The following is a 22,985-nucleotide window of genomic DNA, read 5'->3' as shown; positions in this document are numbered from 1 at the left end:
GGGGCAGGTCATGGGGACAATAGTCAGCGGTAGTTGTTCTGGCTCTGTCGAAGTAGGACAATTGCCGGCTTCACGTCACCATCAGCGACCTTGAATGGCCTTCCTTGCACTCGGTATTAACCACAAGACTGCTTCAGTAGACGTCCGCGAGCGCGTGGCCTTTACCCCTGAGCAGCTGGTGGAGGCTTTGCAGCAACTCTGCCGACTCACCGACAGCCGCGAAGCTGCGATCCTCTCCACCTGCAATCGCAGTGAACTGTATATAGAACAGGATCACCTTTCGGCTGACGTCGTGTTGCGCTGGCTGGCCGATTATCACCATTTGAGCCTCGAAGAGCTGCGCGCGAGCGCTTATGTGCACGAAGATGATGCGGCAGTTCGTCACATGATGCGGGTGGCCTCCGGGCTCGATTCGCTGGTGTTGGGCGAACCGCAGATTCTCGGTCAGATGAAATCGGCTTACGCCGTGGCCCGCGAAGCCGGCACCATCGGTCCGTTGCTCGGGCGTCTGTTCCAGGCGACGTTCAACGCGGCCAAACAGGTGCGCACCGACACCGCCATCGGCGAGAACCCGGTCTCCGTGGCGTTTGCCGCGGTCAGCCTGGCGAAACAGATTTTCAGTGATCTGCAACGCAGTCAGGCCTTGCTGATCGGCGCCGGTGAGACCATCACCCTGGTCGCCCGCCATCTGCACGAATTGGGTGTGAAGCGCATCGTGGTCGCCAACCGCACCCTGGAGCGCGCGAGCATTCTGGCGGAGCAGTTCGGCGCTCATGCGGTGTTGCTCTCGGAGATCCCGGCCGAACTGGTGCGCAGCGACATCGTTATCAGCTCCACCGCCAGCCAGTTGCCGATCCTTGGCAAGGGCGCGGTGGAAAGCGCCTTGAAACTGCGCAAGCACAAGCCGATCTTCATGGTAGACATCGCCGTCCCCCGGGATATCGAACCGGAAGTCGGCGAACTGGACGACGTTTACCTGTATAGCGTCGACGATCTCCACGAAGTGGTCGCCGAGAACCTCAAGAGCCGCCAGGGCGCAGCCCAAGCGGCAGAAGAGATGGTCTCGGTCGGTGCCGAAGATTTCATGGTCCGCCTGCGTGAACTGGCTGCGGTGGATGTGCTCAAGGCCTATCGCCAACAAAGCGAGCGCATGCGCGACGAAGAACTGCAGAAGGCCCAGCGCATGCTGGCCAACGGCAGCAGCGCCGAAGACGTGCTGGTGCAACTGGCGCGGGGCCTGACTAATAAACTCTTGCACGCACCGAGCGTGCAGTTGAAAAAGCTTTCTGCCGAAGGTCGCCTCGATGCGCTGGCCATGGCCCAGGAACTCTTTGCCCTGAATGAGGGCTCATCGGATAGCTTTTCGGATAAGAAACCGCAATGAAAGCGTCACTGCTCAATAAGCTGGACATCCTCCAGGACCGTTTCGAGGAATTGACTGCCTTGCTTGGCGACGGCGAAGTCATTTCCGATCAGAACAAATTCCGCACCTACTCCAAGGAATACGCGGAAGTCGAGCCGATTGTCGATGCCTATAAACAGTTGCTCAAAGTGCAAAGCGACCTTGAAGGCGCCCAGGCGCTGCTCAAGGACAGCGACCCGGACATGCGCGAAATGGCCGTGGAAGAAGTCCGCGAAGCCAAAGAGCAGCTGATCGAAATCGAAGCCAGCCTGCAACGCATGCTGCTGCCCAAGGATCCGAATGACGGGCGTAACGTGTTCCTCGAAATCCGCGCCGGCACCGGCGGTGATGAGGCGGCGATTTTCTCCGGCGACCTGTTCCGCATGTATTCGCGGTACGCCGAGCGGCGTGGCTGGCGGGTGGAGATCCTTTCGGAGAACATCGGCGAGCACGGCGGTTATAAAGAAGTCATCGCTCGAGTCGAAGGCGACAGTGTCTACGGCAAGTTGAAATTCGAATCCGGTGCGCACCGCGTACAACGGGTTCCGGCCACTGAATCCCAGGGCCGCATCCACACCTCGGCCTGCACCGTAGCCGTATTGCCCGAGCCGGACGAGCAGGAAGCGATCGAGATCAATCCCTCGGATTTGCGCATCGATACCTACAAATCCTCCGGTGCCGGTGGTCAGCACGTCAACAAGACGGACTCGGCGATCCGCATCACGCACTTGCCGTCCGGTATTGTCGTTGAGTGCCAGGAAGAGCGTTCCCAGCACAAGAACCGCGCCCGGGCGATGTCCTGGCTGTCGGCCAAGCTCAACGACCAGCAGACCAGCGCCGCCGCGAACGCTATCGCTAGCGAGCGTAAATTGCTGGTCGGTTCGGGCGATCGCTCGGAGCGGATCCGCACGTATAACTTTGCCCAGGGGCGGGTCACCGACCACCGGGTCAACCTGACGCTGTATTCCCTCGACGAAATCCTCGCGGGAGGTGTCGACGCGGTGATCGAGCCGTTGCTGGCCGAATACCAGGCTGACCAATTGGCAGCGATAGGTGAGTAAATGACGATCATTGCCAGTTTGTTGCGCGCCGCCGACCTGCCGGATTCGCCCTCCGCGCGCCTGGATGCCGAATTGTTGCTGGCCGCTGCGTTGGGCAAGTCCCGCAGTTTTCTGCACACCTGGCCCGAGCGCATCGTTCCGAGCGAAGCGGCGCTGAAGTTTGCCGAATACCTGCAACGCCGTCGTGGCGGTGAGCCGGTGGCCTACATCCTCGGCCAGCAAGGTTTCTGGAAGCTTGATCTGGAAGTTGCGCCACACACGCTAATCCCGCGCCCGGACACCGAGCTGTTGGTGGAAGCGGGGCTTGAACTCTTGCCAGCCACACCTGCCAAGGTCCTCGACCTCGGCACCGGCAGCGGCGCCATTGCCCTGGCCCTGGCCAGCGAGCGTCCGGCCTGGAAGGTGACCGCCGTGGATCGCGTGCTCGAAGCCGTGGCCCTGGCCGAGCGCAATCGCCAGCGCTTGCACCTGAACAACGCCACCGTGCTGAGCAGTCATTGGTTCAGTGCCCTGGAAGGTCAGCGTTTTAGACTGATCATCAGCAACCCGCCTTACATCGCCTCCGCCGACCCGCATCTGGTGGAAGGTGATGTGCGCTTCGAACCGGCCAGTGCCTTGGTGGCCGGCGTCGACGGGCTCGACGATCTGCGTCTGATCGTCGCCCAGGCGCCGGATTACCTTGAAACGGGCGGTTGGTTGATGCTCGAACACGGTTACGATCAAGCCCATGCAGTACGCGATTTGCTACTGACCCGCGGCTTTGAAGAAGTCCACAGCCGCACCGATCTGGGCGGTCACGAACGTATCAGCCTGGGGCGCCTGCCGTGCTGAATGATCAGGAATTGTTGCGCTACAGTCGGCAAATTCTATTGCAGCACGTCGACATCGACGGCCAGTTGCGACTGAAAGAAAGCCGCGTGTTGATCGTCGGTCTCGGCGGTCTCGGCTCCCCTGTTGCGCTGTATCTGGCAGCGGCCGGCGTCGGTGAGCTGCATTTGGCAGACTTCGACACCGTCGACCTGACCAATCTGCAACGCCAGATTGTTCACGACACCGACAGCGTCGGCCTGAGCAAGGTCGATTCGGCCATTCGCCGACTGAGCGCGATCAATCCCGAGATTCAGTTGATCGCCCATCGCTCCGCGCTGGACGAAGATTCCCTGGCCGCCGCCGTGGCCGCGGTGGATCTGGTGCTGGACTGTTCCGACAATTTCTCCACCCGCGAAGCGGTCAACGCTGCGTGTGTCGCCGGCGGCAAACCTCTGGTCAGTGGCGCGGCAATTCGGCTGGAAGGGCAGCTGTCGGTGTTCGACCCGCGCCGTCCGGAGAGTCCGTGCTACCACTGTTTGTATGGTCACGGCAGCGAAGCCGAACTGACGTGCAGCGAAGCCGGCGTCGTGGGGCCTTTGGTGGGGTTGGTCGGCAGCCTCCAGGCGCTGGAAGCCATGAAATTGTTGGTGGGTTTCGGCGAGCCGCTGGTGGGGCGCTTGTTGTTGATCGATGCCTTGGGCTCGCGCTTTCGCGAATTACGGGTCAAGCGTGATCCAGGCTGCAGCGTCTGTGGTTCGACGCATGCGTGAAGCGCCGATTGGCGTGTTCGACTCCGGCGTCGGTGGGCTTTCGGTGCTGGCCGAGATCCAGCGGTTGCTGCCCAACGAGTCACTGTTGTACATCGCCGATTGCGGGAATGTTCCCTATGGCGAGAAAACCCCGGAATTCATTCGTCATCGTTGCAGTGTGATGGCCGGTTTTTTTCAGCAGCAAGGCGCCAAGGCTTTGGTGCTGGCCTGTAACACGGCGACTGTCGCTGGCGTTGCAGACTTGCGGCGCGATTATCCCGAGTGGCCCATCGTCGGCATGGAACCGGCGGTCAAACCGGCCGCTGCAGCCACCCGCAGCGGCGTGGTCGGCGTCCTCGCCACCACCGGCACTTTGCAAAGTGCCAAGTTCGCCGCGTTGCTCGACCGTTTCGCCACCGATGTGCGCGTCCTCACTCAGCCGTGCCCCGGCCTGGTGGAGCTGATTGAAAACGGCGATCTGCACAGTCCTGCACTGCTCCAGTTGCTTGCCAGGTATGTCGAGCCGCTGCTCGGCGCCGGGTGCGACACAATAATTCTCGGCTGCACGCATTACCCCTTCCTAAAGCCATTGCTTAAGCAGATGATCCCTGAAGACATCAGCCTGATCGACACTGGCGCCGCTGTAGCGCGGCAACTTCAGCGTCTGTTGGCCGAGCGAGAATTGCTCGCCGAGGGGCCTGCACGTGCTGCGCAGTTCTGGACGAGTTCCGATCCGGAGCATTTCAGAAATATCTTGCCGATACTGTGGAATACCGCTGGCGATGTGCAAAGCTTTAAAGGGTAAGTTAAAGCCTGGGGCAAACGAGTAATTGGGGTGAACTTCTGATTAAACGTCGACTTCTATAGCGTTAAGCAACAAAAAAACCATACGAAATCGTTCGGAAAAGGATGTTTCTAATGAAGCGACTATTCTGCTTGGCTGCGATTGCGGCCGCACTGATGGGGCACAGTTTTACCGCACAGGCGGCAGGCGTTGAGTTCGCGGTTGGCCAGACCAGCGAGTCGACCATGACCTACCGACTGGGCATGCAATTCGATTGGGACAAGAGCTGGTTGCAGAGTGATGTCGGTCGTTTGACCGGTTACTGGAGCGGTGCCTACACCTATTGGGAAGGCAGCAAGACCTCCAGCAACCACAGCCTGTCGTTCTCGCCGGTGCTGGTTTACGAGTTTGCCGGGCAGGCCGTCAAACCCTATGTGGAGTTGGGGGTTGGCGTGGCAGTGTTCGCCAATACCGAAGTCGAAAACAACAATCTCGGCAATGCCTTTCAGTTTGAAGACCGGTTCGGCTTTGGGCTGCGCTTTGCGGGCGGACATGAAGTCGGGATTCGTGCGACGCACTATTCCAATGCCGGGCTCAGCAGCCCGAACAATGGTGTAGAAAGCTACGCGCTGCATTACACGATGCCGCTCTAAGCACACTGCACAATCAATGTGGGTGCGAGCTCGCTCCCACATTATTTGTACTCCGATAACGTCGACTTCAGCGATACGCCGTAGTAATCCCCTGGCGTTCGTCGATGCATTCCGGTGCGCCCATCTCGAACTCCCTGCAGATCAGCGGGCGTTTCTCGTAGATGGTGCACATCATGGTGTTGCGATCCAGCGCAGCACACCAACCGTCATCCAGACGCAACATGACTTCCCCACCCCAGTCATCGGTATCGATAAAACGTTCGGGCACGCCTGTGTCGGTGATCAGCATGACTTCGAGCTGACAGCAGCAAGCTGCGCAGGTCGAGCAAGTGACCACCGGTTCGGCGATTTGCGTGTGGGGAATGGTTTTCATGGCTCGCAGTGTAAGGCAGTGGGCCGGGGCTGTGTGAAAGGCCTGACGGACGCTCAGCTGTGAGTATCGGACGCCAGCCGCTGAGCCATGAAATGCAGCGTGGGAAACAGCAGCGCCCACAGTAATCCGATGCCAATCAGTGTCGGCGATTGTCCATAGGGAAATTGCACCCCGGCCAATTGTCCTCCCGCGTAATACGACAACGGCCCACCGACGGCGCCTAGTAGGCTGCCGAGCCACCAGGGATTGGCGGTCCATTGCAGGCAATGTCGCAAAGTGGTTGCCAGCAGCGCCCACAACAGCATCAGCCACATCGGAATCAGCGGCGCGACATCGTTGAAGTCGAACACCCCCAGCCAGCGCAACGAACTGTCGACCGTCGTTCCCAGCAGCACCACGCTGAGGATCAGTCGGCCTTCATCAGCCCAGCGACTTATCCACAACAGATGAATCACCAGCACCGCCAACGCCACCAGCAACCACAGACCACTGCCTCCGATCACGCAGGCAAACCAGCCGACCTGAAACAGCGCGGCATTTGCCCATCGTTCAAGCATCGAATCGGCCGAGCAGCGGCGCCGGCATCGCGGCGGGTTTGGCCAGCAGCAATTGCGCCGTGCCGATGGTGCGTTCCAGGAAACCACCTTCGCAGTAGCACAGATAAAACTCCCACAGCCGCAGGAAATAGTCGTCGTAGCCCATTTCGCTCAAGCGACCGTGGGCGCGGCGAAAATTCTCATGCCACAGGCGCAAGGTTCGGGCGTAGTGCAGGCCGAAATCCTCCATGTGCAGTAGGTTCATGTCGGTGTCACGGCTGACAATCTCCAGCATTTTCTGCACGCAGGGCAGGGCGCCGCCGGGGAAGATGTAACGCTGAATGAAATCGACATTGCTCTTGGCTTGTTCGTAGCGCTGCTCACGGATGGTGATCGCTTGCAACAGCATCAAGCCGTTGCTCTTGAGCAGCTGCGCGCATTGCTTGAAGTAGGTCGGCAGGAAGCGATGACCAACCGCTTCGATCATCTCGATCGACACCAGTTTGTCGTACTGCCCGGTCAGGTCGCGATAATCGGACAGCAGCAGTGTGACCTGGTCTTGCAAACCCAGGGCTTCGATCCGTTGCGCGGTAAAGGCGTACTGCTCTTTCGACAGCGTGGTGGTGGTGACTTTGCAGCCGTATTTCTGGGCGGCGTAAAGCGCCATGCTGCCCCAGCCGGTGCCGATTTCCAGCAGGTGATCGCTGGGTTGCAGCGCGAGTTTCTGGCAGATACGTTCGAGCTTGTTCAGTTGCGCCTGTTCCAGGGTGTCTTCAGGGGTGAGGAACTGCGCGGCGGAATACATCATGGTCGGGTCGAGAAACTGCTCGAACAAGTCATTGCCGAGGTCGTAATGTGCCGCGATGTTTTTCTGCGAGCCCTTGCGTGTGTTGCGATTGAGCCAGTGCAGGCTCTGCACGAACGGGCGGCTCAGTTTTGCCAGTCCACCTTCCAGCGCATCCAACACGTCAAGGTTGCTGACGAAGACACGCACCACTGCCGTCAAATCCGGCGAACTCCAGTAGCCGTGGATAAACGCTTCGCCCGCGCCAATCGAGCCGCTACTCGCCACCAGTCCCCAGGCCGCGGCGTCGAGGATATGGATTTCGCCCACGGGATGGCTGCCGGCGGTACCGAAGACGTGCCGTTCGCCGTCTTCGAAGACCACCAGTTGCCCGTGTTTGAGCTGCGCCATCTGCCGCAACACACCACGGCGCAGCAACGATCCGGTCAGGCCGTTGGTACTTAACAGGTTGGTTTTGGCCGAGACACTAGAGGATTTCATGGCGGCGATCCTTGGGGGGAACAGTGGTGGTCTGAAATCTGCCATCGGCAGCCGGATGAGCAAATATCGGTGCGCGTTTCAGTAGCAAGCGCACGGCCTGCCAATAAATCGCCAGACAGGTTTTCGCGGTCATCCACGGAAAGCGCCGCAAGTAACGGTGCAGGCTGCCCCGGGTGAGGGCTTCGCGGTGCAGGTTGAGTGTGGCGTCGAACAGTTTCAGTTCGCCTTGCCAATCCGCCATGTGCACGCCGAGTTTTTGCGCGGCGGGGCTGAAGCTCATGCGGTATTCAATATCGCGCGGCAGAAACGGCGACACATGAAACGCCTTTGCCACGGCGAAATGCTGGTGGAAGTCCTGCACGTTCGTCGGTGCCTTGGCCGGTAACACGTAGTGGTAACGCTCGCGCCACGGCGTATTGGTGACTTCGCAGAGAATCGCCGCCAGTTGGCCGTCGGCCTCATGGCAGTAGAAAAAACTCACCGGGTTGAACGACAGGCCCCAACTGCGGGCTTGGGTCAGGAGGCAGGTCGAGCCGTTTGGCACATGGCCGATTACCTCGGCGACTTGCTGGCGTACCGCGTCGATCAAGCGCATGCCACTGCCAGTGAATGCTTTCAAGTAATCGGTTTCGCGAAACGAGAACGGCGCGAAACGGCTGGTGCCCGACAGCGGCGACAAGCCAAGCACCGCGTCCTGTTCGTCGAGGTCCAGGTACAGCAGACCGATCCGGTAACGGAATTCATGGCGCCGCGGGGCAAACCGCCGATGGGCGATCCAGCCGCTGTAAAGGGCGCTGTTCACAACACTTCTCCCAGCGAGCGAGCAACCCGCAGCGCACTGACCACACCGTCTTCATGGAAACCACTGGCCCAATAAGCGCCGCAAAACCAAGTGTGCTGCGCGCCGTCCAACTCATCCCAGCGTGCCTGCGCGGCGACGGCAGCCAAGCTGTATTGCGGATGGGCGTAGATGAATTTGGCGAGCACTTTGTTCGGGCTGATGCCTGCACTCTGATTGAGGCTGACGCAAAACGTGGTGTCGCTCTGGATGCCTTGCAGAATGTTCATGTCGTAAGTGACGGCGGCCAGCGTGTGACCGGGACCACCGAGGCGATAATTCCAACTGGCCCAGGCAAGCTTTCGCACCGGCAGCAAGCGCGTGTCGGTGTGCAACACCACTTCGTTGTCGGCGTAGGGCAGGGCGCCAAGGATCGACTGTTCGGCGCTGCTCGGTTTGGCCAGCAGTTTGAGGGCCTGATCGCTGTGGCAGGCGAACACCACTTTGTCGAAACGCTCGCTGCCGACGGCGCTGTGGATAACGACGCCGTCTTCATCGCGTTCAACGCGGGTCACCGGGCAATTGAGGCGGATCTTGTCTTTAAAAGACGCGGTCAGAGGTGCGACATAAGCGCTTGAACCACCCTCGATCACACTCCATTGCGGACGATTGCTGACGGACAGCAAGCCGTGATTCTTGAAAAACCGGATGAAGAACTGCAACGGGAAACCGAGCATGTCGGCCATGGACATCGACCAGATCGCCGCGCCCATCGGCACGATGTAATGCAGGATAAAGCGCTCGCCGTAGCCGCCGGCCTTCAGGTATTGATCGAGGGTGGTGTCGGCGGCGATCCGTTGTTCTTCGAGGTCGCGCTGGGCTTCTTTGTTGAACCGCAGGATGTCGCGCAACATGCCCCAGAACCCTGGCGACATCAGGTTGCGACGTTGGGCGAACAGGCTGTTGAGGTTGTTGCCGTTGTACTCAAGGCCCGAGTCCGGGGCGGTGACCGAGAAACTCATCTCGGTGGGTTTGAAGCCCACGCCGAGCCGGCCCAGTAGGCGAATGAAATTCGGGTAGGTCCAGTCGTTGAACACAATAAAACCGGTGTCCACTGCATAGCGCTGGCCATCGACAGTCACGTCCACCGTGTGGGTGTGACCGCCGACCCAGTCGCTGGCCTCGAACAGAGTGATCTCGTGCCTGCGATTGAGCAGGTAGGCGCTGGTCAGCCCCGAGATCCCGCTGCCGATGATGGCGATGTTCAAGGGACGTCCTTGATCGGTGGACTGCTGCGCACCATGCGCTTGCCGATGGCCAGTTTCACGCCGTTGGGCATTTTTGACAGCGGCCAGAGCGCAGCCATGAACAGTCCGGGAAACGCGATCTCCAGTGGGCGGTTTTTGAGTTTGGCGAAGATGTGCTGCGCAGCTTTATCCACAGGCCAGCTGAGCGGCATCGGGAAATCGTTCTTCGCCGTCAACGGTGTCTCGACAAACCCCGGGCTGACCACGGTGACTTCAATGCCTTCCGGCGCCAGATCAATGCGCAACGATTCGAACAAGTAGCGCAGCCCGGCCTTTGACGCGCCATAGGCTTCGGCGCGGGGTAGCGGCAAGTACGTCACCGAACTGGCGACGCCCACCAAGTGCGGCTCGGTACCCTTGCGCAGCAGCGGTAAGGCCGCCTCGATGCAGTACGCGCTGGCGAGCAAATTGGTGCGCACCACATGCTCGACAATCGACGAATCGAATTGCTGAACGTCGACGTATTCGCAGGTGCCTGCATTGAGAATCACCGTGTCCAGGGACCCCCAGTCTTCGGCAATTTTCGCGCCGATTTCGCGGACTGTCTGGCTGTTGGTCAAGTCACCGGGCACCACGAGCACTTGCCCCGGATAACGCAGGGACAAGACTTTCAGCACCGCCGCCGAGCGTGAACTGACGGCGACGTGGGCGCCGGTTTTCAGTATTTCTTCGGCCAGCGAGGCGCCAATGCCGCTGCTGGCGCCGGTTAACCAGTAACGCCGTGGAGGTGTAAAACTCATCCCATTCTCCTTTTCAGCCAGGCAATCGCCCGACCCAATACGGGTACATGTTCGTAAAGCAGCGCCCCGGCATCGAAGTAATCTCGGTGGCGATAAACCTTATCGCGCCAGAGCAGGTGCGAGCAGCCATCGACCCGAATCAACTGACCGCCGGCCAGGCGCGGATGGCGATAACTCATGACCCAGCGCAAATAGCCCTCGCCTTCACTGATCTGGTCGAAGCCATGAAAGTCGAAGTGCAGATCGCTGACGTTGGCGTAGAGCTCGGTGAAGTAGCTGCGCATTTTCACCAGGCCCTGAACTTCGTGCAGAGGATCGGTGAAGTGCACGTCGTGGGTGTAGAGCTGATTGAGGTGTTGCAGGCAGTCCTTGTCCAAGGCTGCAAACTGTTGGGCAAAACGGCGCAGGAAATCACTCATCGTGTCCTCCGGCCTGTTGTCTTGATGGCAGGTTCTTGAACGCGGCCAGTGCCCGTTGGCGCGAGGTGCTTAGGTTGACGATTGGCGACGGATAATCTGCCACGCCGAACAACCCACCAAGGTTGGCCGGGTTGTGTACTTCCTTTGTGTTTAGCCCGGCCAGTTCCGGCAGCCAGTGCTTGATGAATACGCCTTCGCTGTCGAATTTTTCAGACTGGCTCAACGGATTGAAAATCCGGAAGTAGGGCGCCGAGTCGGTGCCGGTGGACGAGCTCCACTGCCAGCCACCGTTGTTCGCCGCGAGGTCGCCGTCGATCAGGTGCCGCATGAAAAAGCGCTCGCCTTCACGCCAGTCAATCAGCAGGTTTTTGGTCAGGAACATCGCCACGACCATGCGCAGTCGGTTGTGCATCCAACCGGTTTCGAGCAATTGGCGCATGGCCGCGTCGATGATCGGCAGGCCGGTGCGGGCTTCTTGCCACGCCAGCAGTTCTTCCGGGGCGTCGCGCCAGGCCAGGGCTTCGGTTTCCGGGCGGAAAGCACGGTGACGCGAGACCCGTGGGTAGCCCACCAGAATGTGTTTGTAAAACTCGCGCCACAGCAGTTCGTTAATCCAGGTCACCGCGCCGACCTTACCGCTTTCGAATTCCCCTTGATTGCTTTGCAGGGCGGCGTGCAGGCATTGGCGAGGGGAAATCACCCCGGCGGCGAGATAAGCCGAGAGCTGACTGGTGCCCGGTTTGGCCGGGAAGTCTCGCTCGTTTTTGTAATAGTCGATCTGGGCGTCGGCGAAGGTGTCGAGACGGCGCCGGGCTTCGGCTTCACCGGCCGGCCAGAGTGTGCGCAAACTGTCGAACGGCGTTTTGAAACCTTCAACGCTTGATGGGATTTTGTCGCTGCGCATAGCAAGTGGCACCTGAACCGCGGGTGCGACGACCAGCCCTGGTAACGACGCACGCAGACGGTCGTAGCAGACTTTGCGGAACTGGCTGAAGACTTGAAAGTAAGTGCCGGTCTTGGTCAGCACGCTGCCCGGTTTGAACAGCAGTTGATCGAGGTAGCTATAGAAGTCGATGCCATGGGCCTTGAGCGACTCGGCCACGGCGTCATCACGACGGCTTTCATGAACGCCGTACTCTTCGTTGAGGTGCACCGCGTCAATCTTCAATAGCTGACACAGTTCGAGCAGCACCTTCGGCGCTTCATCCCAGCGTGATGCCGTGCGGATCAGCAAAGGAATATTCAGTTCGCCCAGCGTACGGCTCAACTCGCCAAGATTGCGCAACCAGAAATCCACTTTGCACGGCGCGTCATCGTGCTCCAGCCATTGCTCCGGACTGAGCAGGTACACCGCCACAGTCGGGCCGCGAGCAGCGGCGGCCGAAAGGGCGGTGTTGTCATGTAGACGCAAGTCGCTGCGCAACCAGATCAATTGCATGGTGGTGTCCGTACGTTTCATTAAATTAGTCCACGCTGAACCAGGTCCTGATGGGCCGTTAACGGGTCTTCGGCCAAGAACAAATCAGCGATCTCATTAGTTTTTACGGACAACTCGGCGTGGTGGATGCATACCGTTGGTCCGGCAATCATTTTTGGGCAACTGACACCATTCAAAAGTTTCGGCAGCTGTGAAAGGATCATGGCTTTGCTGGAGTACAGCAGTACGCCGCGGGCTTGCAGATGATCGACCGCCAGCGCGAGTTCGCCGGCGGGAAGTGGCCAGTCGAACACCTCCACCGGGCAATCGGCGCTGCTGATCAGCCAGGCGGTCAGCCACAGGTGAGGTTCCAGTGGCAGGTCCGATTGATTGATCAACAACAGTGGCGCGGTCCGTAACTGACGGTTGTTATGGTAGATGCGTGCGCCAAATTTGCTGCGTAACCAGGAGTAAAAAAACACCCGCTCCATCTGCGCGCCGAACTGTCCTTGCCAGCGTTGCTCCAGTTCAGCCAGCAACGGCATCAGCAGTTGTGCGCACAAGGTACGCGGTGGATACAGCGCCATGGCCTGATTGACAGTGTCATCGACGGTGCGTTCGTTCAGTTGAGTGACCGCTTGCAGCAGCGTATGGCGCATCACGTGCCAATCGTTTTCGACGGATTCGGTAAAGGCCTGCGGGGTGTCGAGCAGTGGCTTGACCTGGCTGACGGCCACGCCGCGGTTTAGCCAGGTGAGGATCGTCAGGATGCGTTGAACGTGTTCGGCAGAGAACAGCCGATGACCCTTGGGCGTGCGTTGCGGCACGATCAATCCATAACGCCGTTCCCAGGCTCGCAGGGTGACGGCGTTGACGCCGGTCTGCCGCGCGACCTCACGGATCGGCAGCCAGCCTTCGTCGAGGGCTTTCTTGAAGTCGGCGCCGAGGTCTTCGCTGGCGCTGGTGTCGAGTGGGCTTTTCATTAGATTGTCATTAGATCGCGTTTCGCAGACTGAGATTTTCCGGATGCGGTTGCAGGTAAACCTGTTGCGCAATGTATGGATCCGGGTGTTGACGGAAGTAGTGTTTGAGCAGCGTCAACGGCACCACCAGCGGCACGATACCGAGGCGGTACTGGCCGATGACGTGTTGCACTTCCTGTTTGTCTTCAGGGCTGATGGCCTGTTTGAGATAGCCACTGATGTGTTGCAGGACATTGGTGTGGGTGTGGCGTGTGGCGCATTTTTTCAAGGCCGCCATCAGCTCGCCGAAATAGCGTGGACCGAGTTCGTTCGGGTCGGTCTGGCCCATGTTGCCCAGCAGGTTGCCCAGGGTTTTGTATTGCACCGGGTTGTGGGCCATCAGCAGGTATTTGTAGCGCGAGTGAAAGTCCGTGAGGCCACGGCGAGTCAGGCCTTCGCGCAGCAACTGCTGCCAGGCACTGTAGGCGAACACGCGGGTGAGGAAGTTTTCTCGCAGCACCGGGTCGTTGAGTCGGCCGTCTTCTTCCACCGGTAATTCCGGATGCCGCGCGCAGAACGCCTGGGCGTAGATGCCACGGCCACCACCGTCCACCGGCGCACCGTTGGTGTGGTAGACCTTGACCCGATCCAGGCCGCATGACGGGGATTTCTGCATGAAGATGTAGCCGCATAGGTCGCCCAGTTCCGCAGCCATTTTCTGTCCGTACTCGGCCAGCGGCCGGGTGACATTGAGCTCAGGGTTGACGGTGCCGACAGCCTCGGGATGTTCGGGATCGCCAACCAGCCTGATCGGCTCCCGAGGAATACCGAGGCCAATGGCGACTTCGGGGCAAACCGGGACGAAATCGAAATAGTCAGTGAGGGTGCGACTGCACAGCTGCGACGCTTTGTGCCCGCCGTTGTAACGCACTTCTGCGCCCAACAGGCAGGCGCTGATGGCAATTTTCGGTTTCACGGTGACGTCGGGCATCGGAGCACCTCGAATCTAAACCTGTACAGGCTGATCGGTCTGTACAACATAACTTCATCATAGATTCAAAGGTGTACAAGTCAAATTGTTTGTATAGGTTTTAGCGTCGCCCCCCTACCAGATCGATGCGATTCACTGCAGATGCGCATGCAAGCGGCGGGCGGCTTCCTGGCCGCTGAGCCAGGCGCCTTCGACACGACCGGACAAGCACCAGTCGCCACACACATACAAGCCTAGATCGGCATCGGCCAGGGCGCCCCATTCATGGCTGTTGGCCGGGCGGGCATAGAGCCAGCGGTGGGCGAGGCTGAAGGTCGGGGCGGGCATGGCATCGTGCAGCAGTTCGGCAAATGCGCCGTGCAATTGCTCGATCACCGCTTCCTTGGACAGGTCGATATGTTGCCGGCTCCAGGCACTGGTCGCATGCAGCACCCACGTATCGAGGGTGTTATCGCGCCCGGGTTTGCTGCGGTTGCGAGCCAGCCAGTCGAGTGGGCTGTCCTGTACGAAGCAGCCTTCCATGGGCGTATCCAGCGGTGTCTCGAACGCCAGCGCGACAGCCCAGGTAGGGTCCATTTTCACCCCGGCGGCGGCACCGGCGAGTTTCGGCGCGGAGGCCAGCAGTGCAGTCGCCTGAGGCGCTGGCGTGGCGATAATCACATGACTGAACGGGCCGTGGGTGAAGCCTTCGGCGTCCTGCAGGTGCCAGTGCTCTTCGCCGCGATAGACCTCGGTGATGCGGCAGGCGAAATGCACTTCCAGATCGCCGAGCAGGCCACGGGTGATGGCGCTCATGCGCGGCGTTCCGACCCAGCGCGTCTGTTCGTCCGGCGACAGGTTGAGCTGGCCGCCGTGGTAGGTGTAGAGCTGTGGCATCCATTCAGCGACCCAGCCGTTGCCTTGCCAGCGCTGGACTTCAGTGACGAAGCGGCGATCGCGGGCGGTGAAATATTGCGCGCCCATGTCCAGAGCACCCGCATCGCTGCGCTTGCTCGACATGCGTCCGCCACTGCCGCGGCTTTTATCGAAAAGTTGAACGACATGCCCGACCTCTGTCAGGGCCTGGGCGGCGGAGAGCCCGGCGATGCCGGTGCCGATGATTGCGATAGGTACAGTCATAGGGGCCTCGTTTACCTTTCTGTACAGACTACGCCGTGGTTTAAACCTGTACAATATTGTTTTTTGGTATAACTTTTAGCGTTCTCGTTCTGACAGCTTGGCCTATTGTTAATCACAGAGCCTGCCCGATACCAAAGATCCCTGCTTATAAAAATAGACTAGGGATCAGGGTAAAACGCTACGCGAGGAAGTAGTCATGCACATATTGCTGACCGGCGGTACTGGTTTGATAGGACGTCAGCTCTGCCGACACTGGTTGAGTCAGGGTCATCGTCTGACGGTCTGGAGTCGAAGTCCTGAAAAAGTCGCGAAAATATGCGGTACCCAGGTGCGCGGAGTGGCCCGCCTCGAGGACATCGGCCAGGAGCCGGTGGATGCGATTATCAACCTCGCAGGTGCACCGATTGCCGATCGCCCCTGGACAACCAGACGCAAAGCGCTGTTGTGGAGCAGCCGCATCACCCTGACCGAAACCCTGCTGGCCTGGCTCGAAACCCGAGAACAAAAACCGCAGGTGTTGATTTCGGGGTCTGCGATCGGTTGGTACGGTGATGGGGGTGAGCGGGAATTGACCGAGAAGTCTCCACCGGTCATCGATGATTTCGCCAGCCAGTTGTGCATCGCCTGGGAAGAAACCGCCCAGCGTGCCGAAGCCTTGGGCATCCGCGTGATCCTTATTCGTACCGGGCTGGTGTTGTCGGCCGAGGGCGGCTTTTTGTCGCGGCTGTTGCTGCCGTTCAAACTGGGGCTGGGTGGGCCTATCGGCAATGGCCGGCAGTGGATGCCGTGGATCCATATCAACGATCAAATCGCCCTGATTGATTTTCTTCTGCATCAGAAAGACGCCAGCGGTCCTTATAATGCCTGCGCGCCCAAGCCGGTGCGCAATCGCGAGTTCGCCAAGACGTTGGGTAGCGTGCTGAACCGCCCGACGTTCATGCCCATGCCGGCCCTGGCTTTAAAGGTGTGCCTGGGCGAATTGTCATTGCTGTTGCTGGGCGGTCAGAAGGCCGTACCGGCTCGCTTGCTGGAAGCGGGTTTCACTTTCCAGTTCACTGAATTGCGCGCGGCTCTGGACGACGTTTCCAGCCGCCTTTGAAATAGGACGTTGCATGACCGATCACGCATTGCTTCTGGTCAATCTGGGCTCACCGGCCTCCACCTCGGTGGCGGATGTGCGCAGTTACCTCAATCAATTTCTGATGGACCCGTATGTGATCGACCTGCCATGGCCGGTGCGACGTTTGCTGGTGTCGCTGATCCTGTTCAAGCGCCCGGAGCAGTCAGCCCACGCCTACGCCTCGATCTGGTGGGAGGAGGGCTCGCCGTTGGTGGTGCTCAGCCGTCGCCTGCAACAGGCCATGACTGCCCAGTGGACCCACGGTCCGGTGGAGTTGGCGATGCGTTACGGTGAACCGTCGATTGAATCGAAATTGGTGCAGCTGGCCGCCCAGGGCCACAAAAAAATCACTCTCGCGCCGCTTTATCCACAGTTCGCTGACAGCACCGTGACTACGGTGATCGAAGAAGCCAAACGAGTGGTGCGCGAGAAGAAGCTCGACGTACAGTTCTCGATTCTCCAGCCGTTCTACGATCAGCCGGAATACCTTGATGCGTTGGTGGCCAGCGCCAAGCCGTATCTGCAGCAGGATCACGATCATCTGTTGCTAAGCTTTCACGGCTTGCCGGAGCGGCACCTGACCAAGATCGACCCTACCGGGCACCATTGCTTTAAAAGCGATAATTGCTGTCTGAACGCTTCGCCAGAAGTATTGGCGACCTGCTACCGCGCCCAATGCCTGCGCACGGCGTCCGAGTTTGCCAAACGTCTGGGCCTGCCGGACGGCAAGTGGTCGGTGTCGTTCCAGTCGCGACTGGGTCGAGCCAAATGGATCGAACCCTACACCGAAGCACGCCTCGATGAGTTGGCTGGAATGGGCGTGAAGAAAGTGCTGGTGATGTGCCCGGCATTCGTCGCCGATTGCATTGAGACGCTGGAAGAGATCGGTGATCGCGGCAAAGAGCAGTTCCGCGAGGCAGGAGGGGAGGAGTTGGTGCTGGTGCCGTGTCTCAACGATGACCCGCAGTGGGCGAAGGCGTTGAACACCTTGTGCGAAAGGGCCCCGTTGGCGTTGTAGATGATCGTTCCCACGCGCGTGGGAACGATCAGGTGGGGTTACAGCAGCGACTCATTCGCCTTCTTGTGCTTCCAGCTGTCATTACCCGGCAGCAACAGGTTCAGCGCAATCGCCGTCACCGCGCACAGCGCGATGCCTTTGAGGCCAAAGTCGTCAGGCCCTGTGCCGGTGCCGACCAGCACACCGCCAATCCCGAACACCAGGGTCACCGACACAATCACCAGATTGCGCGCTTCGCCCAGGTCGATCTTGTGGCGTATCAGCGTGTTCATGCCCACCGCCGCAATCGAGCCGAACAACAGGCACAGAATCCCGCCCATCACCGGCACCGGAATGCTTTGCAGCAACGCGCCGAACTTGCCGACGAACGCCAGGCTGATGGCGAAAATCGCCGCCCAGGTCATGATCTTCGGGTTGTAGTTCTTGGTCAGCATCACCGCGCCCGTCACTTCGGCATAGGTGGTGTTGGGCGGGCCGCCAAACAGTCCCGCCGCGGTGGTGGCAATGCCATCGCCGAGCAGGGTGCGATGCAGGCCGGGTTTCTTCAGGTAATCGCGACCGGTCACGCTACCGACTGCAATCACACCGCCGATGTGCTCGATAGCCGGCGCCAGGGCGACCGGAACGATGAACAGAATCGCCTGCCAGTTGAATTCCGGCGCGGTGAAGTGCGGGATGGCAAACCACGGAGCGGCGGCAATCTTTGCGGTGTCGACGACGCCAAAATAGAACGCCATCGCAAAACCCACCAGCACGCCCGAGATGATCGGCACCAGGCGGAAAATGCCTTTACCGAACACCGCGACGATCAGGGTGGTCAGCAGCGCTGGCATAGAGATCAACATTGCCGTTTGGTAGTGAATCAGCTCAGTGCCGTCGCCCGCCTTGCCCATCGCCATGTTGGCGGCGATCGGCGCCATGGCCAGGCCGATGGAGATGATCACCGGGCCAATCACCACCGGTGGCAGCAGACGGTCGATGAATCCGGTGCCTTTGATCTTCACCGCAAGGCCGAGGAAGGTGTAGACGAAACCCGCCGCCATCACGCCGCCCATGGTCGCCGCGAGGCCGAACTGACCCTTGGCGAGGATGATCGGGGTGATGAAGGCAAAACTCGATGCCAGGAATACCGGCACCTGACGCCCGGTGACGATCTGGAACAGAATCGTCCCCAGGCCGGCGGTGAACAGCGCCACGTTCGGGTCGAGACCGGTAATCAGCGGCATCAACACCAGGGCGCCGAAGGCCACGAACAGCATCTGCGCGCCCGACAGCACCGTGCGCCAGAGCGGATCGTTGAACTCATCCTGCATGCTCAAGCGTCCTTCTGCTTGGTGCCGAAGATCTTGTCACCGGCATCGCCCAGGCCTGGGATGATGTAACCGTGTTCGTTGAGTTTCTCGTCAATGGAGGCGGTGTAGATCATCACGTCCGGGTGAGCTTTCCCTACAGCAGCGATGCCTTCAGGCGCGGCAACCAGCACCATGGCGCGGATGTCCCGGCAACCGGCCTTTTTCAGCAGGTCGATGGTTGCGACCATGGAGCTGCCGGTGGCGAGCATCGGGTCGATGATCATTGCCAGGCGTTCGTTGATTTCCGGAACCAGTTTTTCCAGGTAGGTGTGGGCCTGCAAGGTTTGCTCGTTGCGGGCCACGCCGACGGCGCTGACTTTGGCGCCCGGGATCAGGCTCAGCACGCCTTCGAGCATGCCGATGCCGGCGCGCAGGATCGGTACTACAGTAATTTTCTTGCCAGCGATTTTCTCGACCGACACAGTGCCGCACCAGCCTTCGATATCGTAGGATTCCAGCGGCAGGTCTTTAGTGGCTTCATAAGTCAGCAGGGCGCCGACTTCCTGAGCGAGCTCACGGAAATTCTTTGTGCTGATGTCGGCGCGGCGCATGAGGCCAAGTTTATGACGGATCAGCGGATGGCGGATCTCGAGGATGGGCATGGGGAAGGCTCCGGCGGCGGGCAAAAAAACCGGCCTAGATTAATCTATCCGAGGGTGTTGTCCTATAGACATAGAGTACGTTAGTCCACAAACGCTTGATCTGGCCGTGAGGGATGCGTACCTTTGCCCGCTTTTCCCGAATCCGTCACCCCTGGAGAGCGCCATGTCTGCTGATCTCGAGCATATCCGTCAAATCATGCGAGAGGCTGACTGCCTGTACACCGAAGCTGAAGTCGAGGCGGCCATCGCCCGTGTCGGTGCACAAATCAACGATCAGATGGCGGAAAGCAATCCGGTGGTGTTCTGTGTGATGAACGGCGGGCTGATTTTCTCCGGCAAGCTACTGACCCATCTGAACTTCCCGCTGGAAGCGTCCTACCTGCACGCCACCCGTTATCGCAACGAAACCAGCGGCGGCGACCTGTTCTGGAAAGCCAAGCCGGAAGTCTCGTTCCTCGACCGTGATGTGCTGATCATCGACGACATCCTCGATGAAGGTCACACCCTGGGCGCGATCATCGACTACTGCAAACACGCGGGTGCCCGCGCCGTGCACACAGCCGTGCTGATCGACAAGGACCACGACCGCAAGGCTCGCCCGGACCTGAAAGCCGATTTCGTCGGCCTGCCATGCATCGACCGTTACATCTTCGGTTACGGCATGGACTACAAAGGCTACTGGCGTAACGCCAACGGGATTTTTGCTGTTAAAGGCATGTAAAAAACCAAGCAAATTCCCTGTGGGAGCGAGCTCGCTCCCACAGTGGGTCGCCTTCACAAATTCATTTTCGTACGCTCATGCTAGAGTGCTCGGCTTCGCCTTGGGAGCCTGTCATGAGTCTTTTGATCCGCAGCTGCGCCGCCCTGTTGCTGACTCTCAGCCTGCCTCTGGCTGCCGCGCCGGCGCCGATGCACGCGCAGTTCCTGCCCCCGGATGACCTGACCCTGCGTGACGCGGAACCCGAGCAGCAACAGCTGTTGCAGGTCACCGAGTACTCGGTGGTGGTCGGCAGTCAACGCCAGTCCAACCAGCAGCCGATTCCGGTTACCTCACCGTTGCTGATCCGTCTCAAGGGCAAACCCTTGAACAAGGGCGCGACCATCATCCAGGTGCTGGTGAACTTCGATGGCGAAAGCAAAAGCCTGAAAAAGCCGATTTACGACGAGAAGAGCAAAACCCTGACGCTCTTTTACCCGATGGCGCAGTACCGGGTGGTGATCGACTTGTTGCGCAATGACACGGTGTATTGCCAGTTCCTCAGCTACGCCAACGGCCATATCTGGGCCGATCTGCACACAGGCAGCGTTCGTCCGCGTTGAGCCCTGTGCCCGGGGAGGGGTAAACTGCCCGTCCCGTGAAATGTCTGCGAGCTGGAGTCGGCAATGCGTAAAGATAAGAAGCAAGTGATTGGTGACGAGATCGGCGATGAGCAGATCAAGCTGTTCCTCGATTTCGAACCGGTCGACGCCACGTCGCCGTCGCTGCACAAACTGATCAAGGCCTACCGCGGCCTGCGCATCGATGACTTCGAGCGTTTTCTGACGTTTTTTGGCGAAGCCGGTCTGGATCTGGACGGCAAGGATGAGCACGGTAATGACTTCGTTGCCTTGATCAAGGATCAGCGCAACGCCGCCGAGTACATCGAGCTGATCAACAAGGCTCGCGGTTAATATTTAAAGGCACAAAAAAACGCCCCGCTCTCAATGAGAACGGGGCGTTTTTTATGCGGCCGAATCAAGCGTAGCTTTCGGTCTCGTTGCTGACTTCAACCAGTTCCAGCGCGACGTTGTTCTGCACATTGAGCTTGCGATACAGCGCAGCATCGGTTTCCAGAACTTTTTCGCGAGCCGGGAAGATTTCCGCGAGCTTGGCAGCCCACTCACCAGACGCTTTGTTCGGGAAGCACTTTTCGATCAGTTCCAGCATGATCGAAACGGTCACCGACGCGCCTGGCGAAGCGCCGAGCAGGGCAGCAAGCGTACCGTCCTTGGCCGCGACCAGTTCGGTACCGAACTGCAGAACGCCGCCCTTTTTCGGGTCTTTCTTGATGATCTGCACCCGTTGGCCGGCCACTTCCAGGCGCCAGTCTTCGGCTTTCGCTTCAGGGTAGAAGCGACGTAGCGAGTCCAGACGCTGTTCCATCGACTGCATCACTTCGCTGACCAGGTACTTGGTCAGGTCCATGTTGTTTTTGGCCACGGCCAGCATCGGGCCGATGTTGCCGGCGCGAACCGACATTGGCAGGTCCATGAAGGAACCGTGCTTGAGGAACTTGGTGGTGAAGCCGGCATAAGGCCCGAACAACAGGGACTTATTGCCGTCGACCACGCGGGTGTCCAGGTGCGGCACGGACATCGGTGGCGAACCCACCGCAGCCTGGCTGTAAACCTTGGCCTGGTGGTGCTTGACCACTTCCGGGTTGTCGCAACGCAGCCACTGGCCACTGATCGGGAAGCCGCCGAAGCCTTTGCTTTCTTCGATGCCCGAAGCTTGCAGCAGCGGCAGTGCTGCGCCGCCAGCGCCGAGGAACACGAATTTCGCGTCGACGTCACGGGAATTGCCGCTGTTGACGTCCTTGATGCTGACGGTCCAGCCGTTGCCGTTACGCTTGAGGCCGGTCACGCGCTTGCAGTACTTGACCTGGGCATCGGGTGCGCTGGTCAGGTGCTTGAGCAGTTGATTGGTCAGGGCACCGAAGTTGACGTCGGTGCCGTTCATGACGCGGGTGGCGGCGACGACTTCGTCGGCCGGCCGGCCAGGCATCATCAGGGGCATCCACTCGGCCATGGTGGCCTTGTCTTCGGTGTATTCCATGTCCGAGAAGGCGTGGTGCTTGCTCAGCGTCTTGAAGCGTTCCTTGAGGAAGGAAACGCCATCGTCGTTCTGGACGAAGCTCAGGTGCGGCACCGGGCTGATGAACGTCTTGCACGAGCCGAAGGTGCTTTTCTTGGTCAGGTAGGACCAGAACTGCTTCGACACCTCGAACTGGGTGTTGATGTGCACGGCTTTCTTGATGTCGACGGTGCCGTCGGCGGCCTGCGGCGTGTAGTTGAGCTCACACAGCCCGGCGTGACCGGTACCGGCGTTGTTCCACGGGTTCGAACTCTCCGCGGCACCGGAATCCATCAGCTCGACGACTTCCAGCTTGATCGCGGGGTCGAGCTCTTTGAGCAGTACAGCGAGGGTGGCACTCATGATGCCGGCCCCAACCAGTACTACGTCGACTGCTTCGTTATGCGCCATTTAACGCGTCTCCAAAATCTGCAGCACCAAATTGTCGGCATGGCTGCCAGGCGTTCAGGGGCGTGTCAGTGATGCCCCAGGTACCCATGGCAGTATCGCCATGTCCGAATCTTCGCAATTTTTCGCAACTTCGACGGACGCTACCGGCCGGGTCTAAAAGAGTTACATGAACTCACTTCAACGCGCGGCTGGCAATTCGACTTATGGTCGATACATCCGTTTGTGCAACCAAATCCGTAGAGGACAGGCTTCAGGCTCCGGTA

The 22,985-nt window shown here is 59.5% G+C and carries 25 protein-coding genes; 11 read left to right on the top strand and 14 right to left on the bottom strand.

Annotated features, from left to right (window positions below):
* Positions 1-94 precede the first annotated feature (94 nt).
* From hemA to ACYZT7_RS27190, 6 genes are all read left to right on the top strand, one after another.
* A complete protein-coding gene (gene hemA / locus ACYZT7_RS27215) occupies positions 95-1,384 on the top strand; it encodes a glutamyl-tRNA reductase (protein ID WP_449643086.1) in 1,290 nt (429 codons plus the stop codon).
* Complete coding sequence (prfA, locus tag ACYZT7_RS27210; RefSeq protein WP_462038931.1) at positions 1,381-2,463, top strand: peptide chain release factor 1; 1,083 nt, start codon at positions 1,381-1,383, stop codon at positions 2,461-2,463. Before hemA ends, prfA begins: the two co-directional genes overlap by 4 nt.
* Positions 2,464-3,294 carry a peptide chain release factor N(5)-glutamine methyltransferase gene (gene prmC / locus ACYZT7_RS27205; RefSeq protein ID WP_462038930.1) on the top strand — a complete coding sequence of 277 codons (831 nt, stop codon included), beginning with the start codon at positions 2,464-2,466 and terminating at the stop codon, positions 3,292-3,294.
* Positions 3,288-4,043, top strand: coding sequence for a molybdopterin-synthase adenylyltransferase MoeB (locus ACYZT7_RS27200; RefSeq protein ID WP_462038929.1), 756 nt, complete (start codon positions 3,288-3,290; stop codon positions 4,041-4,043). The genes prmC and ACYZT7_RS27200 overlap by 7 nt, the downstream gene beginning before the upstream one ends.
* Positions 4,036-4,827, top strand: a complete 792-nt coding sequence (murI, locus tag ACYZT7_RS27195; RefSeq protein ID WP_462038928.1) for a glutamate racemase — start codon at positions 4,036-4,038, stop codon at positions 4,825-4,827. The genes ACYZT7_RS27200 and murI overlap by 8 nt, the downstream gene beginning before the upstream one ends.
* A gap of 113 nt (positions 4,828-4,940) precedes the next feature.
* Complete coding sequence (locus tag ACYZT7_RS27190) at positions 4,941-5,459, top strand: acyloxyacyl hydrolase (protein WP_462038927.1); 519 nt, start codon at positions 4,941-4,943, stop codon at positions 5,457-5,459.
* A 67-nt stretch (positions 5,460-5,526) separates the two neighbouring features.
* Here ACYZT7_RS27190 and ACYZT7_RS27185 read toward each other — a convergent pair whose 3' ends face one another.
* The 11 genes from ACYZT7_RS27185 to ACYZT7_RS27135 form a co-directional block, all read right to left on the bottom strand.
* Positions 5,527-5,832, bottom strand: coding sequence for a YkgJ family cysteine cluster protein (locus ACYZT7_RS27185; RefSeq protein WP_282378837.1), 306 nt, complete (start codon positions 5,830-5,832; stop codon positions 5,527-5,529).
* Between the two features lie 53 nt (positions 5,833-5,885).
* Entirely contained in the window at positions 5,886-6,389 is a 504-nt protein-coding gene (locus ACYZT7_RS27180) for a DUF2878 domain-containing protein (RefSeq protein WP_462038926.1), read from the bottom strand.
* Positions 6,382-7,653, bottom strand: coding sequence for a class I SAM-dependent methyltransferase (locus tag ACYZT7_RS27175; protein ID WP_462038925.1), 1,272 nt, complete (start codon positions 7,651-7,653; stop codon positions 6,382-6,384). The genes ACYZT7_RS27180 and ACYZT7_RS27175 overlap by 8 nt, the downstream gene beginning before the upstream one ends.
* Positions 7,640-8,455, bottom strand: coding sequence for a DUF1365 domain-containing protein (locus ACYZT7_RS27170; RefSeq protein ID WP_462038924.1), 816 nt, complete (start codon positions 8,453-8,455; stop codon positions 7,640-7,642). Before ACYZT7_RS27170 ends, ACYZT7_RS27175 begins: the two co-directional genes overlap by 14 nt.
* Positions 8,452-9,699: an NAD(P)/FAD-dependent oxidoreductase gene (locus tag ACYZT7_RS27165; protein ID WP_462038923.1), complete on the bottom strand. Its 1,248-nt coding sequence runs from the start codon at positions 9,697-9,699 to the stop codon at positions 8,452-8,454. The genes ACYZT7_RS27170 and ACYZT7_RS27165 overlap by 4 nt, the downstream gene beginning before the upstream one ends.
* Positions 9,696-10,478: an SDR family NAD(P)-dependent oxidoreductase gene (locus ACYZT7_RS27160; RefSeq protein WP_462038922.1), complete on the bottom strand. Its 783-nt coding sequence runs from the start codon at positions 10,476-10,478 to the stop codon at positions 9,696-9,698. Before ACYZT7_RS27160 ends, ACYZT7_RS27165 begins: the two co-directional genes overlap by 4 nt.
* Positions 10,475-10,897, bottom strand: a complete 423-nt coding sequence (locus ACYZT7_RS27155; RefSeq protein WP_462038921.1) for a nuclear transport factor 2 family protein — start codon at positions 10,895-10,897, stop codon at positions 10,475-10,477. Before ACYZT7_RS27155 ends, ACYZT7_RS27160 begins: the two co-directional genes overlap by 4 nt.
* Positions 10,890-12,335, bottom strand: coding sequence for a deoxyribodipyrimidine photo-lyase (gene phrB / locus ACYZT7_RS27150; protein WP_462041870.1), 1,446 nt, complete (start codon positions 12,333-12,335; stop codon positions 10,890-10,892). Before phrB ends, ACYZT7_RS27155 begins: the two co-directional genes overlap by 8 nt.
* A 20-nt stretch (positions 12,336-12,355) precedes the next feature.
* Positions 12,356-13,297: a MerR family transcriptional regulator gene (locus tag ACYZT7_RS27145; protein WP_462038920.1), complete on the bottom strand. Its 942-nt coding sequence runs from the start codon at positions 13,295-13,297 to the stop codon at positions 12,356-12,358.
* Positions 13,298-13,307: 10 nt separating this feature from the next.
* Positions 13,308-14,267 carry a YbgA family protein gene (locus tag ACYZT7_RS27140; protein ID WP_462038919.1) on the bottom strand — a complete coding sequence of 320 codons (960 nt, stop codon included), beginning with the start codon at positions 14,265-14,267 and terminating at the stop codon, positions 13,308-13,310.
* A 132-nt stretch (positions 14,268-14,399) separates the two neighbouring features.
* Positions 14,400-15,386, bottom strand: a complete 987-nt coding sequence (locus ACYZT7_RS27135; protein ID WP_462038918.1) for an NAD(P)/FAD-dependent oxidoreductase — start codon at positions 15,384-15,386, stop codon at positions 14,400-14,402.
* A 196-nt stretch (positions 15,387-15,582) separates the two neighbouring features.
* Between ACYZT7_RS27135 and ACYZT7_RS27130 the strand changes: the two genes are divergently transcribed.
* Together ACYZT7_RS27130 and hemH are read left to right on the top strand one after the other, a co-directional pair.
* A complete protein-coding gene (locus tag ACYZT7_RS27130; RefSeq protein WP_462038917.1) occupies positions 15,583-16,485 on the top strand; it encodes a TIGR01777 family oxidoreductase in 903 nt (300 codons plus the stop codon).
* A gap of 13 nt (positions 16,486-16,498) precedes the next feature.
* Positions 16,499-17,524 carry a ferrochelatase gene (gene hemH / locus ACYZT7_RS27125; protein WP_462038916.1) on the top strand — a complete coding sequence of 342 codons (1,026 nt, stop codon included), beginning with the start codon at positions 16,499-16,501 and terminating at the stop codon, positions 17,522-17,524.
* Between the two features lie 38 nt (positions 17,525-17,562).
* Here hemH and ACYZT7_RS27120 read toward each other — a convergent pair whose 3' ends face one another.
* Complete coding sequence (locus ACYZT7_RS27120) at positions 17,563-18,837, bottom strand: uracil-xanthine permease family protein (RefSeq protein WP_347803319.1); 1,275 nt, start codon at positions 18,835-18,837, stop codon at positions 17,563-17,565.
* 2 nt (positions 18,838-18,839) lie between these two features.
* A complete protein-coding gene (upp, locus tag ACYZT7_RS27115) occupies positions 18,840-19,478 on the bottom strand; it encodes a uracil phosphoribosyltransferase (RefSeq protein ID WP_131059473.1) in 639 nt (212 codons plus the stop codon).
* A 163-nt stretch (positions 19,479-19,641) separates the two neighbouring features.
* Here upp and ACYZT7_RS27110 point away from each other — a divergent pair, with 163 nt between their 5' ends.
* The 3 genes from ACYZT7_RS27110 to ACYZT7_RS27100 all read left to right on the top strand — a co-directional run bounded on the left by ACYZT7_RS27110 (position 19,642) and on the right by ACYZT7_RS27100 (position 21,149).
* Positions 19,642-20,199 (top strand): hypoxanthine-guanine phosphoribosyltransferase, encoded by a 558-nt coding sequence (locus ACYZT7_RS27110; protein ID WP_462038915.1) that lies wholly within the window; start codon positions 19,642-19,644, stop codon positions 20,197-20,199.
* A gap of 113 nt (positions 20,200-20,312) precedes the next feature.
* Positions 20,313-20,798 carry a hypothetical protein gene (locus ACYZT7_RS27105; protein WP_462038914.1) on the top strand — a complete coding sequence of 162 codons (486 nt, stop codon included), beginning with the start codon at positions 20,313-20,315 and terminating at the stop codon, positions 20,796-20,798.
* Between the two features lie 63 nt (positions 20,799-20,861).
* Positions 20,862-21,149, top strand: coding sequence for a PA4642 family protein (locus tag ACYZT7_RS27100; RefSeq protein ID WP_462038913.1), 288 nt, complete (start codon positions 20,862-20,864; stop codon positions 21,147-21,149).
* A gap of 64 nt (positions 21,150-21,213) precedes the next feature.
* Here ACYZT7_RS27100 and mqo read toward each other — a convergent pair whose 3' ends face one another.
* Complete coding sequence (gene mqo, locus ACYZT7_RS27095) at positions 21,214-22,722, bottom strand: malate dehydrogenase (quinone) (RefSeq protein WP_462038912.1); 1,509 nt, start codon at positions 22,720-22,722, stop codon at positions 21,214-21,216.
* Between the last annotated feature and the right edge of the window lie 263 nt (positions 22,723-22,985).

The organism is Pseudomonas sp. RT4P38 (assembly GCF_054897765.1).
Note: the sequence above shows the minus strand (reverse complement) of the source record. Positions and strands in the feature narration are given on the sequence as shown.

Coding starts and splice junctions, on each gene's coding strand:
- ACYZT7_RS27180 (WP_462038926.1), bottom strand. CDS start 6,389: ATGCTTGAACGATGGGCAAATGCCGCGCTGTTTCAGGTCGGCTGGTTT.
- ACYZT7_RS27130 (WP_462038917.1), top strand. CDS start 15,583: ATGCACATATTGCTGACCGGCGGTACTGGTTTGATAGGACGTCAGCTC.
- ACYZT7_RS27175 (WP_462038925.1), bottom strand. CDS start 7,653: ATGAAATCCTCTAGTGTCTCGGCCAAAACCAACCTGTTAAGTACCAAC.
- ACYZT7_RS27185 (WP_282378837.1), bottom strand. CDS start 5,832: ATGAAAACCATTCCCCACACGCAAATCGCCGAACCGGTGGTCACTTGC.
- prmC (WP_462038930.1), top strand. CDS start 2,464: ATGACGATCATTGCCAGTTTGTTGCGCGCCGCCGACCTGCCGGATTCG.
- prfA (WP_462038931.1), top strand. CDS start 1,381: ATGAAAGCGTCACTGCTCAATAAGCTGGACATCCTCCAGGACCGTTTC.
- ACYZT7_RS27110 (WP_462038915.1), top strand. CDS start 19,642: ATGTCTGCTGATCTCGAGCATATCCGTCAAATCATGCGAGAGGCTGAC.
- mqo (WP_462038912.1), bottom strand. CDS start 22,722: ATGGCGCATAACGAAGCAGTCGACGTAGTACTGGTTGGGGCCGGCATC.
- ACYZT7_RS27160 (WP_462038922.1), bottom strand. CDS start 10,478: ATGAGTTTTACACCTCCACGGCGTTACTGGTTAACCGGCGCCAGCAGC.
- ACYZT7_RS27155 (WP_462038921.1), bottom strand. CDS start 10,897: ATGAGTGATTTCCTGCGCCGTTTTGCCCAACAGTTTGCAGCCTTGGAC.
- ACYZT7_RS27135 (WP_462038918.1), bottom strand. CDS start 15,386: ATGACTGTACCTATCGCAATCATCGGCACCGGCATCGCCGGGCTCTCC.
- phrB (WP_462041870.1), bottom strand. CDS start 12,335: ATGCAATTGATCTGGTTGCGCAGCGACTTGCGTCTACATGACAACACC.
- hemA (WP_449643086.1), top strand. CDS start 95: ATGGCCTTCCTTGCACTCGGTATTAACCACAAGACTGCTTCAGTAGAC.
- hemH (WP_462038916.1), top strand. CDS start 16,499: ATGACCGATCACGCATTGCTTCTGGTCAATCTGGGCTCACCGGCCTCC.
- ACYZT7_RS27140 (WP_462038919.1), bottom strand. CDS start 14,267: ATGCCCGACGTCACCGTGAAACCGAAAATTGCCATCAGCGCCTGCCTG.
- upp (WP_131059473.1), bottom strand. CDS start 19,478: ATGCCCATCCTCGAGATCCGCCATCCGCTGATCCGTCATAAACTTGGC.
- ACYZT7_RS27105 (WP_462038914.1), top strand. CDS start 20,313: ATGAGTCTTTTGATCCGCAGCTGCGCCGCCCTGTTGCTGACTCTCAGC.
- ACYZT7_RS27100 (WP_462038913.1), top strand. CDS start 20,862: ATGCGTAAAGATAAGAAGCAAGTGATTGGTGACGAGATCGGCGATGAG.
- ACYZT7_RS27190 (WP_462038927.1), top strand. CDS start 4,941: ATGAAGCGACTATTCTGCTTGGCTGCGATTGCGGCCGCACTGATGGGG.
- ACYZT7_RS27120 (WP_347803319.1), bottom strand. CDS start 18,837: ATGCAGGATGAGTTCAACGATCCGCTCTGGCGCACGGTGCTGTCGGGC.
- ACYZT7_RS27145 (WP_462038920.1), bottom strand. CDS start 13,297: ATGAAAAGCCCACTCGACACCAGCGCCAGCGAAGACCTCGGCGCCGAC.
- murI (WP_462038928.1), top strand. CDS start 4,036: ATGCGTGAAGCGCCGATTGGCGTGTTCGACTCCGGCGTCGGTGGGCTT.